This is a genomic window from Chryseobacterium sp. MA9 (assembly GCF_024399315.1).
Taxonomy (GTDB): domain Bacteria; phylum Bacteroidota; class Bacteroidia; order Flavobacteriales; family Weeksellaceae; genus Chryseobacterium.
Genome location: NZ_CP075170.1, coordinates 3560752 through 3576730, shown reverse-complemented (window position 1 = coordinate 3576730; position 15979 = coordinate 3560752). Strand labels below are relative to the sequence as shown.

The window sequence follows — 15979 nt, the reverse complement described above, 5'->3', positions numbered from 1 at the left end:
ATTAATTAAAAAAAGCGTAAATTTGCGACTGCTTATGTTACAGTATTCCAACATTCATCGAACGTCAAATTTTGCCGTGCTTTCTATAAGCTACGAGAAAGCCGACGTAGAAACGAGAGGAAAGTTTGCATTCTTTGATGAAAACATCAAAAACTTTGTTTCCAGGGTCCACCAGGAAGATCTTGGAGATGCATTTGTGGTTTCTACCTGTAACAGGACCGAAATTTATACGACTTCTCCCAATTACCTTTTAGTTGCTGAAGAATATTGCAAAACCATTGGAGTACATCTTACGGATTTCCTTCAGTTTGCCAATATTCTTACCAAAGAAGAAGCCCTGATTCATCTTTTCAGAGTTGCAGCGGGTCTTGAAAGTCAGATTATCGGAGATTTTGAAATTATCGGACAGATTAAAAAAGCATACAGCCGTTTCAAAAAGGAAAGACAAAATTCTAATCCTTATCTTGAAAGAGCCATCAATGCAGCTATTCAAATCTCGAAAAGAATAAAAAATGAAACCGGCATTTCCAATGGTGCAGCTTCTGTTTCCTATGCAGCAGTTCATTATATTTTAAACAATCAGAAAAGGATTGCTGAAAAGAACATTCTTCTTTTGGGAGTAGGTGAGATTGGACAGAACACTGTTGAAAATCTGGTAAAGCATGTCTTTCAACCGAAAATTAAAATTGCGAACAGAACTCAGGAGAAAGCTGAAAAGATTTCCCAGAAATACAATATTCCTCATGTTGATTATTCTGATTTTGACAAGGAATTAAAAAACACCGATATCCTTATTGTGGCAACAGGAGCCAAACATCCTATTGTCAACCAGTCTCATTTCCCGAACGGAAAAGAAACACTGGTCATTGATCTTTCTATTCCGCACAACGTCGAAAAGAATGTTACCGAAAACGAGAACGTAACATTGATTGATGTGGATGAGCTTTCAAAACAGATCCAGGAAACGATTCAACAGCGTGAAAGAGAAATCCCGAAAGCTGAAAAAATTATCAAGGAACTGATGAAAGACTTTATTGAATGGGAGAAAAAGAGAAAGCTGGCACCGAATATCCACCATTTCAAAGCCGTTCTAAAGAACATGGAACGCAATGAAATGCATAATTTTTATAAAAAGAATAAATACATAAACATCACGGACATGGAACTTTCTGACAAAATGATCCAGAAAATCACCAACCGTTTTGCAAAATATATCATCGATAATCCCTTAAAAGCCGAAGAAATTAGTAAATTAATGCACGAAATATTAGTTGAACAACCAAACAACGAATTCAATGAAAAGCATTAGAATCGGAACGAGAAATTCCGCACTTGCACTTTGGCAGGCTAGAGAGGTTGCAAGGCACCTTCAAAACAACAATTATTTAACGGAGATTGTTCCTATCGTTTCTTCTGGCGATAAGAATCTCAATCAACCTTTATATTCTTTAGGAATCACCGGGGTTTTCACAAGAGACCTTGATATTGCCTTATTGAATGACGAAATTGATATTGCCGTACATTCTTTAAAAGACGTTCCTACTCAATTGCCTCAAAATATTGAGATGATCGCTTATCTTGAAAGAGATTACCCACAGGACATCCTGATCAGAAAAGAATCTGCAAGGAATAAAGAATTCCACGAGCTTAAACTGGCTACCAGCAGCTTGAGAAGAAGAGCTTTCTGGCTGAGAAATTATCCGACTACTGATTTTTCGGATATCCGAGGAAATATTCAAACCAGACTTCAAAAACTGGAAGACGGAGATTTTGATGCTACCATTCTGTCTTTGGCAGGTATCAAAAGAATGAAAATGGAAATCGATTACGAAATGCTTCCATTAATGATTTCAGCTCCATCGCAAGGGGTAATTTCCGTAGCAGGACATACTGACAAACCTGAAATCAACGAGATCGTACGCCAGATCAACCACAATCCGACCCAAATCTGCGTAGAGATTGAAAGAAACTTCTTAAGCACTTTGGAAGGAGGCTGTACTGCCCCTATCGGAGCTTTTGCAGAAATCATCGGGGATCAGATCCGCTTCAAGGCAGCACTTTGCTCTTTGGATGGGAAAAACTGCATTGCTGTGGATGAAAACTTTGTGTATACTCCAACAGAAAATTTTGGAGAAAAGTTTGCAAAAGTTGTTCTTGAAAACGGAGGAAAAGAATTAATGGCAGAAATCAAAAGCCAGATCTGATATTTCAGATTTAAATTCCTTTAGCCACACTTTTTCATCTTCTTAATTTTACAGACATGAAAATCTTATTTACCAAAAATATAGACCAGACGATTATATCCAAAGAATTAGGAGAGGATATTCTGGCTGACTGTGTAGAGGTAATTAAGACCAAACCCATTATCATCAATCCTTTTGATCTGAAAAATTACTCATTGATTTTTACAAGTGTTAATGGAGTCATTTCATTTTTTAAAAACAGATTTAAGCCTAATGAGGATTTTACAGCCAAGAATTACAATAAAATCTATTGTGTTGGTGAAAAAACGAAGAGAGAATTAAGGAAACACGGCTTCGGAACATTTAAGGTTTTGAAAAATGCTGATACTCTTTCCCGGTTCATTATCGGAAAATGCCAGCATGAGCAATTTCTTCATTTCTGCGGCAACCTTGCCATAAACGTTCTGGATAAGGAACTTCCCTTACAAAACATTAAGTACAAAAAAGTTACGATATATAACACTGAGGAAACTCATCCTTTAATAAATGAAAAATATCATGCTGCGGTATTTTTTAGTCCGAGCGGAGTTCGTAGTTTTGCAAAACGAAATTCATTTGACAATATGAAGCTTTTTTCAATTGGTGAAACCACTTCCGGTGAGTTAAGAAATTACACACAGGAAGAAATTTTTACTTCTGAAGAAAATACACTGACTTCGATTTTTGAACTGATAAGAAGAGAAATCAGAAGTAGAATTTAGCATATTTGTTACCGAAATATTGCCGGTAATATTAGTTTTAATAGATTATGATAAAAAACGACCTATATTTAAAAGCACTTCGCGGAGAAACCGTTGAAAGACCTCCTGTCTGGATGATGAGGCAGGCTGGAAGATATCTGCCGGAATTCATTGCCTTGAGAGATCAGTATGATTTCTTTACAAGATGTCAGACCCCTGAACTTGCGGCTGAGATTACTCTACAGCCTATCCGCAGATTTCCTCTGGATGCAGCGATTCTGTTTTCTGATATCCTGGTAGTTCCACAGGCAATGGGGATTGACTTCAAAATGAAAGAATCTGTTGGACCATGGTTAGATACTCCTATCAGAACAATGGAACAGGTTCAAAATATTGAAACTCCGGATGTGAATGATACTTTAGGCTACGTTTTTGATGCTATTGAACTTACTCTTCAGAAACTGAACAATGACATTCCATTGATCGGTTTTGCAGGTTCTCCATGGACTATCCTTTGTTATTGTGTAGAAGGAAAAGGAAGCAAGGCATTTGATATCGCAAAATCTTTCTGTTTCCAACAGCCTGAAGCTGCTCATTTATTACTGCAAAAAATTACAGATACTACGATTGCTTATTTAAAGAGAAAAGTAGAAAAAGGAGTTTCTGCAGTACAGATTTTTGATTCATGGGGAGGAATGCTTTCTCCTACAGATTATCAGGAATTCTCATGGCAATACATCAACCAGATTGTTGAAGCCCTAAGCCCGCTTACCCATGTAGTGGTATTTGGAAAAGGATGTTGGTTTGCATTGGAAGATATGACCATGTCTAAAGCTTCTGCTCTTGGTGTAGACTGGACTATTAAGCCCGAATTTGCAAGAACACTGACAAACCATACAATGACTCTACAGGGGAATTTTGACCCTGCAAGACTTCACTCAACTCCTGAAACGATCAAGAAAATGGTGAATGAAATGATCAACCGTTTCGGAAAAGACAGATATATTGCCAACTTAGGCCACGGAATTCTACCGAATGTTCCTGTTGAAAATGCTGAGGCATTCATCAGAGCAGTTGTTGACTGGAAACCGAATTTATAAGATTATTTCTTTTGAAAATATAGAAAACCTTATAGGACGCCCTATAAGGTTTTTTGTATAATAAATTTACTATTTGCTATTTCTTGATGATCTTCTTCTTCAGAACTTCTTTATTATTATTTTTAACTATAATAATATAACTGCCCTTAGGTATATCCGATAGATCATATGCGTCGGATTCCTTATCAAACGTTTTAATAAGTTTCCCGGACATATCAACAACACTGACTTTTTCGAGCTTATTTTGAGAGTCCAGTTTAATATGAATATTATCTCTTACCGGGTTTGGGTATACATTTATACGATCAGCATGTACAACCTCTGAGGTTGCTAAAACCCCACCTGTAATCGTCACATTATCTACGGCAACTCCGAAAGAATAATCTCCGACATCATCATAAACAAACCTGAGCTTAAAAGCAGTGTTGGCATATGGCGTCAAATTTATATTGGATGCTGTTGCATACGTTAGCAATATGTATGACAGGGTATTTAAATCAATATTCCAAACTCCGGCCTCGCCTGAAAAGGTAAAAACCTGAATTCAGGAAGCTCCATTGAAAACCTCAACCTTTAAAATAGAATCAAGATCATAAATCATATTGGCATAATTAAACGAAAGTTTGGATTCGTAACCCCGGTAAGATTAACTACAGGAGAAACCAGCCTGGAATTTGTATTAATTCCGGCTGGACCTGCATCATCATCATCATCAGGAAAGCCTGCAAAACCATTCTGTGCACCCACACCCCACTTATAAGATGTATCCGGATTTTCTACCGTCCATCCGGTCGGCAAAGCATTACCGTTGAAACTTTCAGAAAAAACCTGTGCATCACATATCCCATAAATGCATAAAAATAGAATAAATAGTTTTTTCATATGAAATGTTTGATGTTTATATAAAATTAACGAATTATATTTCACAAAATTAATTATACATAAAATCAATACATTACATAAATTTTAAAAAGAATCAGAATTTCTATCTATAATTTATACCTTTATATTTAACCAAAAATCATTTCATATGAAAAAACTAAACAAAGAAAAAATGAAAAGCATTATGGCAGGAGGAGAAATCTGCCTGGAGTGCGCTATCGGATATCATCAGCTTATTATTGACGGCCGGTGTTATTGCATTCCATGGGAATAATAAAAAAGCAGCTCAACAGCTGCTTTTTAGTTTATATGATAAAGGATTAATTAGTTCAACATCCGTTGTGCTTTCTTAACTCCTTCTACCAGAATATCAATTTCCTCAAAAGTATTATAAACAGCAAAACTGGCTCTTACCGTTCCTGCAATATTAAAGAAGTTCATGATCGGCTGTGTACAGTGGTGCCCTGTTCTTACAGCAATTCCCATTTTGTCAAGGATCATCCCTACATCAGAAGCTATTCCTACTCCTTCCAGATTAAAGGAAACAACACCGGTTCTGTTTGCTTTTTCACCATAGATTTTAATTCCTTCTATTTCCAAAAGCTGTCTTTGGGCATATTCCAATAAAGCATTTTCATGATTCTGAATATTGTTACGCCCTATTCTGTTCATAAAATCAACAGCAGCTCCTAAAGCAATATTTCCACCTACATTGGGTGTTCCCGCTTCATATTTAAATGGAAGACCTGCATAAGTAGTTCCTTCAAAAGAACATGTAGCGATCATCTCTCCTCCCCCATGGAATGGCGGCAAAGCTTCCAGGATTTCGCGTTTCCCGTATAAAATACCTGTTCCCATCGGAGCATACATTTTATGACCTGAGAATACAAAGAAATCGCAATCCAGCTTCTGTACATCTATATTGAAATGTGGAGCAGACTGAGCCCCGTCAATCACAATATAAGCATCTGTATTCTTTCTTGTTTTTGCAATAATTTCTTCAATAGGATTCACAATTCCCAAAGCATTGGAAACCTGGTTTACAGAAACAACCTTTGTCTTTTCGCTTAAAAACTGATCAAAATGATCCATCTGAAGAATTCCGTTTTCATCGATTGGAATCACTCGAAGTTTTGCCCCTGTTCTTTCGCAAAGCATCTGCCATGGAACAATATTAGAATGATGCTCCAGATATGAAATAATGATCTCATCATCTTTCTGCAGTTTCTGTGTTAAAATATAAGCGATAAGATTCAACCCTTCTGTTGTTCCTTTTGTAAAAATCACTTCAAAGTCATGTTCAGCATTAATGAATTTCTGAATCTTTCTTCTTGAAAGCTCCATTTCTTCCGTTGCCAGCTGGCTTAGGGTATGAATTCCTCTGTGAACGTTAGCATTAAGTTCTGTATAATATGCGTGACAGACTTCCAAAACCGAATTTGGCTTTTGAGATGTAGCTGCATTATCCAGGTAAACCAATGGTTTACCATTCACTTCTCTGTCCAATATAGAAAACTGGCTTCTTATTTCCTGAATGTCAAACATTTATTTATTTTTTAAATTAAGACGTTCTTATTTAGAACACTTCAAATTTACGGCTTTTTTTCCGAAAGGAAGCATGGAGCTGAGGGCTGATAGTTGTCAGTTGATAGAAATATTCGATGATATATAGTGAAAAAAGCCGATAAAACGATGAAGTAAGTTCATTTGCAAATCCTCTTATCTTTACACGGCACAAAAAAACCCGTCAAAAAAAATGACGGGTCTTATATTGTTTAAATAAGCAATTCTTATTCTGCTGCAGTTTCTTCTGCCGGAGCTGCTCCTTCTTCAGTTACAACTTCTTCTTCATCTTCATCATCCATTGCTGCTGCACCTCCTTTCATTGCATTTCTAGACATCTTAACAGCAACTACTACTGCATTGTCCGGGTGCATGAAAGAATATCCTTCTGTTTTGATACCTCCGATGTAAAGTTTGTTACCAATTCTTAATGGAGTAACATCTACAACGATCTCGTCTGGCAAGTTAGCAGGAACAGCTCTTACTTTTAGTTTTCTGAAAGACTGACGTAACACACCACCAGCTACAACACCTTTTGAACGTCCAGTAATTCTTACAGGAACCTCCATAACTACTGGCTTATCGTCAGATAGTTGATAGAAGTCTACGTGAAGAATTTTGTCAGTGATTGGGTGAAACTGAATGTCCTGAAGAACAGCTGGAATTGTTTTTCCGTCAACCTCAATAGATACCGTGTGTGCTTCAGGAGTGTATACTAATCCTTTAAAAGCTTTCTCTTCAGCAGAGAAGTTTAAAGGTGCTTCACCTCCATAAACAACACAAGGAACTAATTCAGCATCACGTAAAGCTTTTGTAGACTTTTTGCCCACGTTTTCTCTTTTTGTACCTTGAATTGTAATAGATTTCATTTATAATAAATTTAAAAAATTATTCTTATTTAATTTGCAATCCGCTTAAAATCAATTAAATAACAAACTTACTGCTAATTGATTTATGCTCATGAACCATGGTCATAACATCTGCAAATAACGGGGCGCAAGATAGCACTTTTATTTTAGATGACAAATTATTTTTAACAGGAATTGAGTCAGTTACAATAACTTCCAGAAGTTTTGAGTTCTCAATATTCTCGTAAGCCTTTCCTGAAAGCACTCCGTGAGTTGCCATAGCTCTTACTGTTTTCGCTCCTTTTTCAATCAGGATATCTGCTGCTTTACAAAGCGTCCCTGCAGTATCAATCATATCATCAATAAGAATTACATTTTTCCCTGTAACATCACCAATAAGGAACATTTCTTCTACAACATTCGCCTTTTTTCTTTCCTTATAAGCAATTACTACTTCAGCACCTAAGTGGCCTGCATAGTTTTTAGCTCTTTTTGCACCTCCCATATCCGGAGAAGCAATAGTAAGGTTATCAAGATTTAAAGATCTGATATAATCTACGAAAATACTGGAAGCATATAAATGATCTACCGGAATTTCGAAGAATCCTTGAATCTGATCTGCGTGAAGATCCATTGTCATTACTCTTGTTGCTCCTGCTGCTGTAAGAAGGTTTGCAACTAGCTTAGCACCGATCGGCGCTCTTGGTTTGTCTTTTCTGTCCTGTCTGGCAAGTCCGAAGTAAGGAATTACAACGGTAATGCTCTTTGCAGAAGCTCTTTTCGCTGCATCAATCATTAGAAGAAGCTCCAAAAGATTGTCTGCAGGAGGGAATGTAGATCCAATTAGGAAAACTCTTCCTCCTCTTACAGATTCGTCCAAAACAGGCTCAAATTCCCCGTCGCTGAACTCCTGAAAGTTGATTTTTCCTAATTCTTTCCCATAATTCTGGGCAATTTTCTCTGCCAAGTCCCTGCTGGTTCTTGTACAAAATAGATAACTTAACTGATCGGCCATTTTTACTTTTTAAAAGATTTTGCAAATTTAAAAAAAAACCACAAGATTTACTCCTGTGGTTTCTAAGTTTTTATTTTATCAATTATTAAGGGAATTTAACTCCTGAATATTTGTTCGGATCTACCTGTGGAAGTGTAGACTTGTATTTCGCATTGATGGACTTAATAAATTCATTGGCAACAATACCATATCCACGTCCTGTCAGGTGAACTCCATCTAGAGAGAAAGCTCCTCCTCTAACAAATGTTGCAGTATACTTTACTCCGTCAAATACAATTCCTGACTGTGAATTCAGTTCAAGCATCTTCGTATTAGCATCTACAAATGCAAGCCCATAAGAATCAGCAAGCCCTTTTATAGAAGCATTATATGCCGTTGTGGCTGTTTTCACATAACCAGCTTCTGTTTTTGTTAATACATGTTGGTTTTGTAACGGATAAGAAATTCCATATATATTTACCGGAGACGGAACCATTGGCGCCGTACTTCCGATTACAGAACTTGTAGTAAGCAAAATATAATCATCTGCTGTCGCCTGTCTTGCCTGGCCAAAGATTTGTCCAAAAGCAGTAGCTGTAGGCAATCCTAAAGAAGGAGTAAGTGCCGCTGTAAGCTGAGCAGATAAATCCGTCAAAGCAACATCCTTAATTAAAACAGGATTTGGGCCTGTTGCAGAAAGTAAATTAATTCTATCTCCAGCACCAAAAGCAGTAAGTGCTTGCTTCAAAGGACCGTATAAACTCGTATTAAGAGTTGTAAGATTTGAACCTAAAAGTGCAGGTGTCAAAGGGTTATAAGGCACCGTAGTAAAGAAAGGAACTGAAGTAACAGAAGGAATATTAGCAATAACTCCTTTTGTTGTTCCTACACTTTTAAGACCATCTAAAACCGCCTTAATAGATCCGGCAAGAAGCGCAGGATCAGAGATATCATTTGATTTATAAGTTGTAGGATTTGTATTTCCTGTCTGAACCGTAGCAATTGAATACGTTGTAACTCCTCCTACAGTCTGAGAGTTTGTTCCTCCATTGGTAGCATATGACAATACATCATTATTTCCTATCCAAAGAGAGAAGAAAGTAGCTTTCTGAGCCATAGCATCAGCCAGCACACTTGTTGTAGCAGAAGAAGCAAATCTTACAAAATAAGGATTAGCTGTTCCTGTTGCAAGACCAGCTTGGCTACCATATCCAGGAGCTACTAAGTGGAATGATTTCGCACCCGGCACACCCATATTATTATAAGTACCTCCTCCGGACAACATATCCAATGCTGCTGCTGCCCCACTTGGCACAGGAGCTAAAGATCCATTAACAACCTGAAGAGTCAATTTTCCAGGAAAACCAGGAAGATTATTGAATCCTCCTATATCATTAGGCATCAAAGGTTGTTTAAAGTCTCCGCCGCCTGCAAGTTTCATCTGTGCGGCAATGATGCTTGGATAAGATTCATTTTGGCCACTGCTGTACAATGCACCATCACGATATCCTGAAGTAAGGGAGTTTCCTAACGATATATATTTTGAAAAGTCTGCGTCTCCTTTTGTTACTGGGATATCTTTCACATCCGTATCGAAATCCGTATTACAGCTTGTTACTGTAAAAAGAAGTGCAGAAACTGCAATTGTCGATATTATAATTTTTTTCATAGTCTTCTAAAATTAAAATGGATTATAAGAGAAACCTAGACCAAAGTAGAAAGCTGTTGCTTTTGACTGTCCGTTAAGCCCTATATTAACATTATTTACCTTTCTGTACTGAGGCATTGCATATCCTCCTGCAACATCAATTCCGAAATGCTTCAGCTTGAAGCCAACCCCACCTGTAACCACATAAGTATCATATGAAGGTGTTTCCGGGATAAAGTTTTCAGTTGTATAAGGTGCTTCATCATAATAAGCTCCCAAACGCCCATAGATCATATCAGTGAACGCATATTGAGTTCCCAGTCTGAATGTTTTGGAGTTTTTGAAGTTCTTAGGATTGGTAAGAATAGTAGCATCCGACGGGTTGTTTCCAATAGGAGCATTCTCGAAATCTAAAGTAAGCTTGCTGTATCTTTCCCATCCATGATAGTTAAAGTCTGCAGAAACCTGCCATTTCGGTGTCACTTTATAGGTTAAACCAATTGTATACTCTTCAACCAATGGAAGAACTGCTGAGAAGCCATCTTGTCCTGCTGCATTCAGTTTCAGCTGTGTATAAACAGATTGTGACGGAAACTGGAATGTAGCCGTTCCGCTTTTAGCTTTCATATCTATTGCTGAACGGTAGGCAATACTCACGTCTAATTTCGGATCAGGTCTGAAATAGAAACCAAATCCATATCCGTGTCCGGTTGCGTTTTCATCATTAATATTAACTTTCCCGTCGAATTGCGTTATTGCTTTGTCCCAGTCTACTTTTCCTCTTGCGTAGATGTAGCTAGCACCAAAAGATACCCAAGGAGCCAGTTTTACAGAGACCATTGGCTGGAAATAGAAACTTTTCAGTTCCATTTTCTGAACCAATTCTTTACCCTCCCAGTTTTCAGGCCATTTTATTGTACTTCCAAAAGGTGTTGTAACACTAAGACCTACGGTAAGCTTCTCTATTGGTCTATAAGTAATCGCTGCATAGAAAGGAGTCCCTATAGGGTTATCTGTTTCTGCGCTTTGTAAAGTATTGAAGTTTTGAAAAGTAACTTTATTACTTGCACCAAACCCTCCTGCCACTACACTCAGTTTGGAAGGGATAAATGACATACCCGCAGGGTTAAAGAATGTCACACTCGCGTCTTCGGCATGAGCACTAGTATGCGCCATTGCCAATTGTTTTACCCCTTGCAGGGAAACTCTGAAGCCTCCTGCGTAAGATAGAACTCCCGCCAATAAAGCAGTTGATACTAATATTTTTTTCATAGACTATTATTATATAAGCCAAATATAAAATTATTTTGAATACGTCTGTTAATATTTGCTAATATTTTAAACAATATCTTAAAAGAAAACTATGTTTAAAATAATACCTTCAAATAAGCAAAAGCCAAAATTTTCATTATTAAACATTTAAGAACATTTTAAAACAATACCTATTTCAATGTTTAATATTAAACAATCGTTTAACTTTTAAGTTATCCTACCTCTAAAATCCAAAAAATGGGATTAAATGATAATAAATGTTAAAGTTAAAAAATTCTCTATTCAATTATTTCCTTTATAACAAGCTTCTTCCAGTCTACGGCTTTCATTCTTGATTAAAAAACATTAATGTTTTGTTCCGAATTCAGGTTATTTAAGTATTTTAGAATTGCATAAAGATAAAAATACATAAATTTGCAGATTATAAATAATAGTAATATGAGTTGTGGATGTAAAACATCCGGCGATTCTGCACATTCTTGCGGCCCTAAAAAAACCGCAAATGGCTGTGAAAGTGTAAATACCTGCGGGAATAGTTATAAATTAAGTGTTTTTGACTGGCTATCTGACATCAACAATCCGGCACCTAACAGGTGTGATTTTGTAGAAGTTAGATTTAAAAATGACAGGAAATCGTTTTATAAGAATGTAAATAATATTCCTTTACATATTGGTAGCGTAATTACAGTAGAATCAAGTCCGGGACACGATGTAGGCGTTGTAAGCCTTACGGGAGAATTAGTAAAGATTCAGATGAAAAAGAAAAAGTTTTCTGAAGAATCGGCACTCAAAATATACAGACAGGCCAACCAAAAAGATCTTGAGGTATGGCAGGAAGCAAGAAAAAAAGAAGATGGTGTAAAGCTTGAAGCAAGAAAAATTGCTCAGAGAATAGGCCTTGAAATGAAAGTCACTGATGTGGAATACCAGGGTGACTCTTCAAAAATCACCTTTTATTACACCGCTGAAAACCGAGTGGATTTCAGACAGTTAATTAAAGATTACGCCGGAGCATTCCGTACCAAAATCGATATGAAACAGATCGGTTTCAGACAGGAAGCTGCAAAAGTAGGCGGAATTGGTTCTTGTGGACGTGAACTTTGCTGTTCAACATGGCTTACAGATTTCAGATCTGTAAATACCAATGTGGCAAGATATCAGCAATTGAGCATTAATCCTCAAAAACTAGCCGGACAATGTGGTAAGCTTAAATGCTGTCTTAACTATGAGCTTGACAGTTATTTGGATGCTTTAAGCAATTTCCCTTCTTCTTCGACTACTTTAGAAACAGAAAAAGGAAGAGCATTTTGTATCAAAATTGATGTTTTCAAAAAGAAAATGTGGTTTGCTTATGTAGACAGTTCCATTGCCTGGTATGATTTCGATATTGATCTTGTAAAAAAACTGATTGCAAAAAATAAAAGAGGAGAAAAAATACTTCCTCTGGAAGACCTGAAACAGCCAGAAGCTTCTGCTCAAAATATTGATTTGATCCAAGAAAACAGTGTGGATCGTTTTGAAAAGAAAAACAGAGGAAACAGGAACAAAAGCAACCAGAATAAGCAAAATTACAACCAACAGGGGCAACAAGGACAATCACAAGGACAAAAAAGGAACAGACCAGAGAGACAAGACAGGCCGGAAAGATCTGAAAAGTTCGAAAACCCTAATGCTCAATCTGGAAATCAGCCCAGACCGCAAAAACAACACCCGCAGCAAAAAGGACCTGTGGAAAAAGTAGAGGGCAGTTCTGATGCTGACAAGAAGCCACAAAACAACCCGAACAAGAAGAAATTTAAAAAGAAATATCCTCCAAAAAAAGATAATAATGCATAAAATTTTAGGATTATTTTCCCTTATCCTTTTCTTTAGCTGTAACTCTTCCTCAGGAGGAGATGTCATCATGAATTCCGTTGATAACAAATGGAATAAGAAAAATGAGCAAAAATTTAATCTTGAAATTTCAGATCCACAGAATCCTAAAAATATTATATTTGTCGTAAGAAACAACAATAGTTATCCTTACAGCAATATAAGATTTATTGTGAATTTCACCAATCTCCAGAACAAAAAAAAGGAAACCGACACCTTGAATTATGTACTGTCAAAACCAAATGGAGAATGGCTTGGTACAGGCTTTGGTGATACAAAGGAAACTTTGTTTCAGTATAAATTGAATTATCAGTTTCCGGGAAAGGGAAAATATGAAATCGGTCTAACCCAGGCGATGAGAAATGACAACCTTTCAGGAATTGAGGATATTGGGGTAAAAATAGAAACGGCTAAACCGTAACCATAAATGGAAGAAAACAAAAAAAATGCAGGAAATAAGGGGAAAACATTTCCTCTGCCTCCTAAAAAAAAGAAAGATACCTCCTGGAAAAAATGGGTCTCATTTATTTGGATTGGACTTGTTGCGGTAGTTCTGGGAATTTCAGGGCTTTTCTTTGCAGTTTCTCAAGGATTCCTTGGGGAAATGCCTGATGTAAAAGAACTTGAAAACCCTGATATCTTTGTCGCTTCAGAAATCATTTCTTCAGACGGAGTTATGCTGGGTAAATTCGAAAAGGAAAAAACACAGCCTATCGTTTATAAGGATCTTCCTCCTTACCTGATCTATGCCCTTCAAGCTAAGGAAGATGAGCGTTTTAAAGAACATTCAGGAATCGACTTATATTCTATTGCCAGAGCCGTAGCCTATGGCGGTGGCCGTGGTGGAGGTTCAACGATCACCCAACAGCTTGCAAAACTTCTTTTCACAGGAAATGCTTCTCAAAATAAAGTTGAAAGAGCATTCCAGAAATTAAAAGAATGGGTAGTAGCGGTAAGCCTTGAGAAAAGATATACCAAAGAAGAGATTGTTACTCTTTATTTCAATAAATTTGATTTCCTTTTCAATGCTAACGGTATTGAAATGGCTTCCAGAGTTTATTTTAACAAAAAGACTTCGGAACTTACATTACCTGAGGCTGCAACATTTGTAGCAATGCTTGAAAACCCAAGAAAAAACAATCCTTACAGATACCCTGAAAAGGCAAAAGAAAGAAGGAATGTTGTATTGGATCAGATGCAGAAAACCGGATATATTGATGCTGCTACCTATGAAAAAGCAGCCAACACTCCGATAGAAGTGGACTTCCACCCTATTAAAAGCATTACTGACGGATATTCCGCTTATTACAAATTCTATTTGAGAAAAGAGATTGATAAGTATCTTGAAACTCATGAAAAAGAAACCGGTAAAAAACTTAACCTCTACAAAGACGGTTTAAAAATATATGTTACTCTTGATTCTAAAATGCAGAAGTATGCAGAAGAAGCAATCAAAGAACACTTAACGGATCTTCAGAAAAGATTTGATGCAGAACAAAGAGGAAGAAAGAACAGACCTTTCTACTATCTTAATGACAAACAGATCAAAGATGTGATGCTTCAGGCTATGAAAAGAACCGGACGATACAAGCTGTTAAAAGCTGACGGAATGCCAGAAGACTCCATTATGATGGAATTCAAGAAACCTATCAAAACTTCACGATTCACATGGAACGGAGAAGAAGAAGTTGAAATGTCTCCTTGGGATTCTATCAGATACCATAAACAAATTGCTCAGGCAGGGCTGATGTCTATGGTTCCAGGAACCGGAGAGATCAAAGCCTGGGTAGGAGGTATCGACTGGCAGCACTTCCAGTATGACCACATCAAGCAAGGTAAGAGACAGGTAGGATCTACATTCAAACCTTTCGTGTATGCAACTGCGATCATGAAACTGGGAATGACTCCTTGTTCAGCTGTTTCTAACGGAACTTATGATCATAACGGATGGCATGTGCCGGGAAGAGGAGGAATGCTTACTTTAAAAGATGCATTAGCACACTCTCAAAACCCTGTTGCTGCAAGATTAATTGAAATGACAGGAGTAGATGCTGTAATCCAGACTGCAAGAGATCTGGGAGTAACAGAAGATATTCCGAGAAACAATACAATCGCTTTAGGTTCATCAGACATTACTATTTATGAGATGCTAGGAGCTTACAGTACTTTTGCCAACTATGGTAACCACAATAAACCGGAAATGATCTGGAGAATTGAAGATGCCAACGGTAGAGTAATCAAGGAAGTAAATGTAGAACCAAAAGAGGTCATGAACCCAATGTACGCATACACCATGATTGAACTGATGAAAGGTGTTGCTCAGTACGGAACCGCTTCCGGAGAATTAGGAAGAAGAGGAATCTCAAAAGCAGTAGAAATAGCTGCTAAAACAGGAACAACTCAGAACAACTCTGACGGATGGTTTATGGGAATCACACCAAAATTAGCAACTGGAGCATGGGTTGGATGGGAAGACAGAGCAACTCACTTCTTTGGAACCGGTGAAGGTCAGGGTGCGAAAATGGCATTGCCAATTTGGGCTATTTTCATGAAGAAAGTATGGGCAGATAAGAGTTTAGGAGTTACTCCTGATGATAAGTTTGTGAAACCTTCCGATTGGAAAGACGGCTGTTCAAACCTTAAAGGCTTAAGCGGAGGATATGGAGATGACGGAAGTCTTCAGACCATTGATGAGATCAAAAATCCAAGACCGGCAGATCCTACTCCTAAAAAACCTGCAGAAAAGAAAGAGGACAACATCAATGAAAATCTTCATTCCAATGATGAAGTAGATTTCAATAAATAAATTCTCTTTTAGAAATACACAAGACCTTTCAATAATTTGGAAGGTCTTTTCTTTTATAATTAATACCTTTG

Annotated in this window: 15 protein-coding genes; 8 read left to right on the top strand and 7 right to left on the bottom strand. The window is 37.2% G+C overall.

The genetic code is table 11. From position 1 onward, the window contains the following. Positions 1 to 34 precede the first annotated feature (34 nt). From hemA to hemE, 4 genes are read left to right on the top strand one after another with little or no spacing between them, the layout of a single operon-like run. A complete protein-coding gene (gene hemA / locus KIK00_RS16345; RefSeq protein WP_149834106.1) occupies positions 35 to 1309 on the top strand; it encodes a glutamyl-tRNA reductase in 1275 nt (424 codons plus the stop codon). Next, positions 1296 to 2204, top strand: coding sequence for a hydroxymethylbilane synthase (hemC, locus tag KIK00_RS16340; protein ID WP_255813427.1), 909 nt, complete (start codon positions 1296 to 1298; stop codon positions 2202 to 2204). Before hemA ends, hemC begins: the two co-directional genes overlap by 14 nt. A 56-nt stretch (positions 2205 to 2260) precedes the next feature. Continuing rightward, positions 2261 to 2944 carry a uroporphyrinogen-III synthase gene (locus KIK00_RS16335; RefSeq protein WP_255813426.1) on the top strand — a complete coding sequence of 228 codons (684 nt, stop codon included), beginning with the start codon at positions 2261 to 2263 and terminating at the stop codon, positions 2942 to 2944. Positions 2945 to 2991: 47 nt separating this feature from the next. Then, complete coding sequence (gene hemE / locus KIK00_RS16330) at positions 2992 to 4023, top strand: uroporphyrinogen decarboxylase (RefSeq protein WP_255813424.1); 1032 nt, start codon at positions 2992 to 2994, stop codon at positions 4021 to 4023. Between the two features lie 76 nt (positions 4024 to 4099). Here the strand turns inward: hemE and KIK00_RS16325 are convergent, their stop codons facing one another. Next, on the bottom strand, positions 4100 to 4498 hold the full coding sequence (locus KIK00_RS16325; RefSeq protein ID WP_255813423.1) for a T9SS type A sorting domain-containing protein: 399 nt from the start codon (positions 4496 to 4498) through the stop codon (positions 4100 to 4102). Between the two features lie 122 nt (positions 4499 to 4620). Beyond that, positions 4621 to 4905 carry a hypothetical protein gene (locus KIK00_RS16320; RefSeq protein WP_255813421.1) on the bottom strand — a complete coding sequence of 95 codons (285 nt, stop codon included), beginning with the start codon at positions 4903 to 4905 and terminating at the stop codon, positions 4621 to 4623. Between the two features lie 148 nt (positions 4906 to 5053). Between KIK00_RS16320 and KIK00_RS16315 the strand changes: the two genes are divergently transcribed. Further along, positions 5054 to 5179, top strand: a complete 126-nt coding sequence (locus tag KIK00_RS16315) for a GNAT family acetyltransferase (RefSeq protein ID WP_255813420.1) — start codon at positions 5054 to 5056, stop codon at positions 5177 to 5179. Positions 5180 to 5229: 50 nt separating this feature from the next. On the opposite strand, the gene KIK00_RS16310 is transcribed toward KIK00_RS16315, so the two are convergent. The 5 genes from KIK00_RS16310 to KIK00_RS16290 all read right to left on the bottom strand — a co-directional run bounded on the left by KIK00_RS16310 (position 5230) and on the right by KIK00_RS16290 (position 11230). After that, positions 5230 to 6450 carry an aminotransferase class V-fold PLP-dependent enzyme gene (locus KIK00_RS16310; RefSeq protein WP_255813419.1) on the bottom strand — a complete coding sequence of 407 codons (1221 nt, stop codon included), beginning with the start codon at positions 6448 to 6450 and terminating at the stop codon, positions 5230 to 5232. A gap of 245 nt (positions 6451 to 6695) precedes the next feature. After that, positions 6696 to 7337 carry a 50S ribosomal protein L25/general stress protein Ctc gene (locus KIK00_RS16305; RefSeq protein WP_255813418.1) on the bottom strand — a complete coding sequence of 214 codons (642 nt, stop codon included), beginning with the start codon at positions 7335 to 7337 and terminating at the stop codon, positions 6696 to 6698. Positions 7338 to 7392: 55 nt separating this feature from the next. Next, positions 7393 to 8331 carry a ribose-phosphate pyrophosphokinase gene (locus KIK00_RS16300; RefSeq protein ID WP_047426959.1) on the bottom strand — a complete coding sequence of 313 codons (939 nt, stop codon included), beginning with the start codon at positions 8329 to 8331 and terminating at the stop codon, positions 7393 to 7395. Between the two features lie 85 nt (positions 8332 to 8416). Continuing rightward, a complete protein-coding gene (locus KIK00_RS16295; protein ID WP_077413378.1) occupies positions 8417 to 9979 on the bottom strand; it encodes a G-D-S-L family lipolytic protein in 1563 nt (520 codons plus the stop codon). 12 nt (positions 9980 to 9991) lie between these two features. After that, positions 9992 to 11230 carry an OmpP1/FadL family transporter gene (locus tag KIK00_RS16290; protein WP_255813417.1) on the bottom strand — a complete coding sequence of 413 codons (1239 nt, stop codon included), beginning with the start codon at positions 11228 to 11230 and terminating at the stop codon, positions 9992 to 9994. A gap of 438 nt (positions 11231 to 11668) precedes the next feature. On the opposite strand from KIK00_RS16290, the gene KIK00_RS16285 reads away from it, so the two are divergent. From KIK00_RS16285 to KIK00_RS16275, 3 genes are read left to right on the top strand one after another with little or no spacing between them, the layout of a single operon-like run. Continuing rightward, positions 11669 to 13066: a regulatory iron-sulfur-containing complex subunit RicT gene (locus KIK00_RS16285; protein ID WP_255813416.1), complete on the top strand. Its 1398-nt coding sequence runs from the start codon at positions 11669 to 11671 to the stop codon at positions 13064 to 13066. After that, a complete protein-coding gene (locus KIK00_RS16280; RefSeq protein ID WP_255813415.1) occupies positions 13059 to 13523 on the top strand; it encodes a gliding motility lipoprotein GldH in 465 nt (154 codons plus the stop codon). Before KIK00_RS16285 ends, KIK00_RS16280 begins: the two co-directional genes overlap by 8 nt. 6 nt (positions 13524 to 13529) lie before the next feature. Beyond that, the gene (locus KIK00_RS16275) at positions 13530 to 15908 is read left to right on the top strand and encodes a transglycosylase domain-containing protein (protein ID WP_255813413.1); all 2379 of its coding nucleotides are present in this window, start codon (positions 13530 to 13532) and stop codon (positions 15906 to 15908) included. Positions 15909 to 15979 lie beyond the last annotated feature (71 nt).

Bases quoted from the DNA above. Each gene is read 5' to 3' on its own strand.
- hemA (WP_149834106.1), top strand. From the start codon at position 35: ATGTTACAGTATTCCAACATTCATCGAACGTCAAATTTTGCCGTGCTT.
- hemC (WP_255813427.1), top strand. From the start codon at position 1,296: ATGAAAAGCATTAGAATCGGAACGAGAAATTCCGCACTTGCACTTTGG.
- KIK00_RS16335 (WP_255813426.1), top strand. From the start codon at position 2,261: ATGAAAATCTTATTTACCAAAAATATAGACCAGACGATTATATCCAAA.
- hemE (WP_255813424.1), top strand. From the start codon at position 2,992: ATGATAAAAAACGACCTATATTTAAAAGCACTTCGCGGAGAAACCGTT.
- KIK00_RS16320 (WP_255813421.1), bottom strand. From the start codon at position 4,905: ATGAAAAAACTATTTATTCTATTTTTATGCATTTATGGGATATGTGAT.
- KIK00_RS16315 (WP_255813420.1), top strand. From the start codon at position 5,054: ATGAAAAAACTAAACAAAGAAAAAATGAAAAGCATTATGGCAGGAGGA.
- KIK00_RS16310 (WP_255813419.1), bottom strand. From the start codon at position 6,450: ATGTTTGACATTCAGGAAATAAGAAGCCAGTTTTCTATATTGGACAGA.
- KIK00_RS16305 (WP_255813418.1), bottom strand. From the start codon at position 7,337: ATGAAATCTATTACAATTCAAGGTACAAAAAGAGAAAACGTGGGCAAA.
- KIK00_RS16300 (WP_047426959.1), bottom strand. From the start codon at position 8,331: ATGGCCGATCAGTTAAGTTATCTATTTTGTACAAGAACCAGCAGGGAC.
- KIK00_RS16295 (WP_077413378.1), bottom strand. From the start codon at position 9,979: ATGAAAAAAATTATAATATCGACAATTGCAGTTTCTGCACTTCTTTTT.
- KIK00_RS16290 (WP_255813417.1), bottom strand. From the start codon at position 11,230: ATGAAAAAAATATTAGTATCAACTGCTTTATTGGCGGGAGTTCTATCT.
- KIK00_RS16285 (WP_255813416.1), top strand. From the start codon at position 11,669: ATGAGTTGTGGATGTAAAACATCCGGCGATTCTGCACATTCTTGCGGC.
- KIK00_RS16280 (WP_255813415.1), top strand. From the start codon at position 13,059: ATGCATAAAATTTTAGGATTATTTTCCCTTATCCTTTTCTTTAGCTGT.
- KIK00_RS16275 (WP_255813413.1), top strand. From the start codon at position 13,530: ATGGAAGAAAACAAAAAAAATGCAGGAAATAAGGGGAAAACATTTCCT.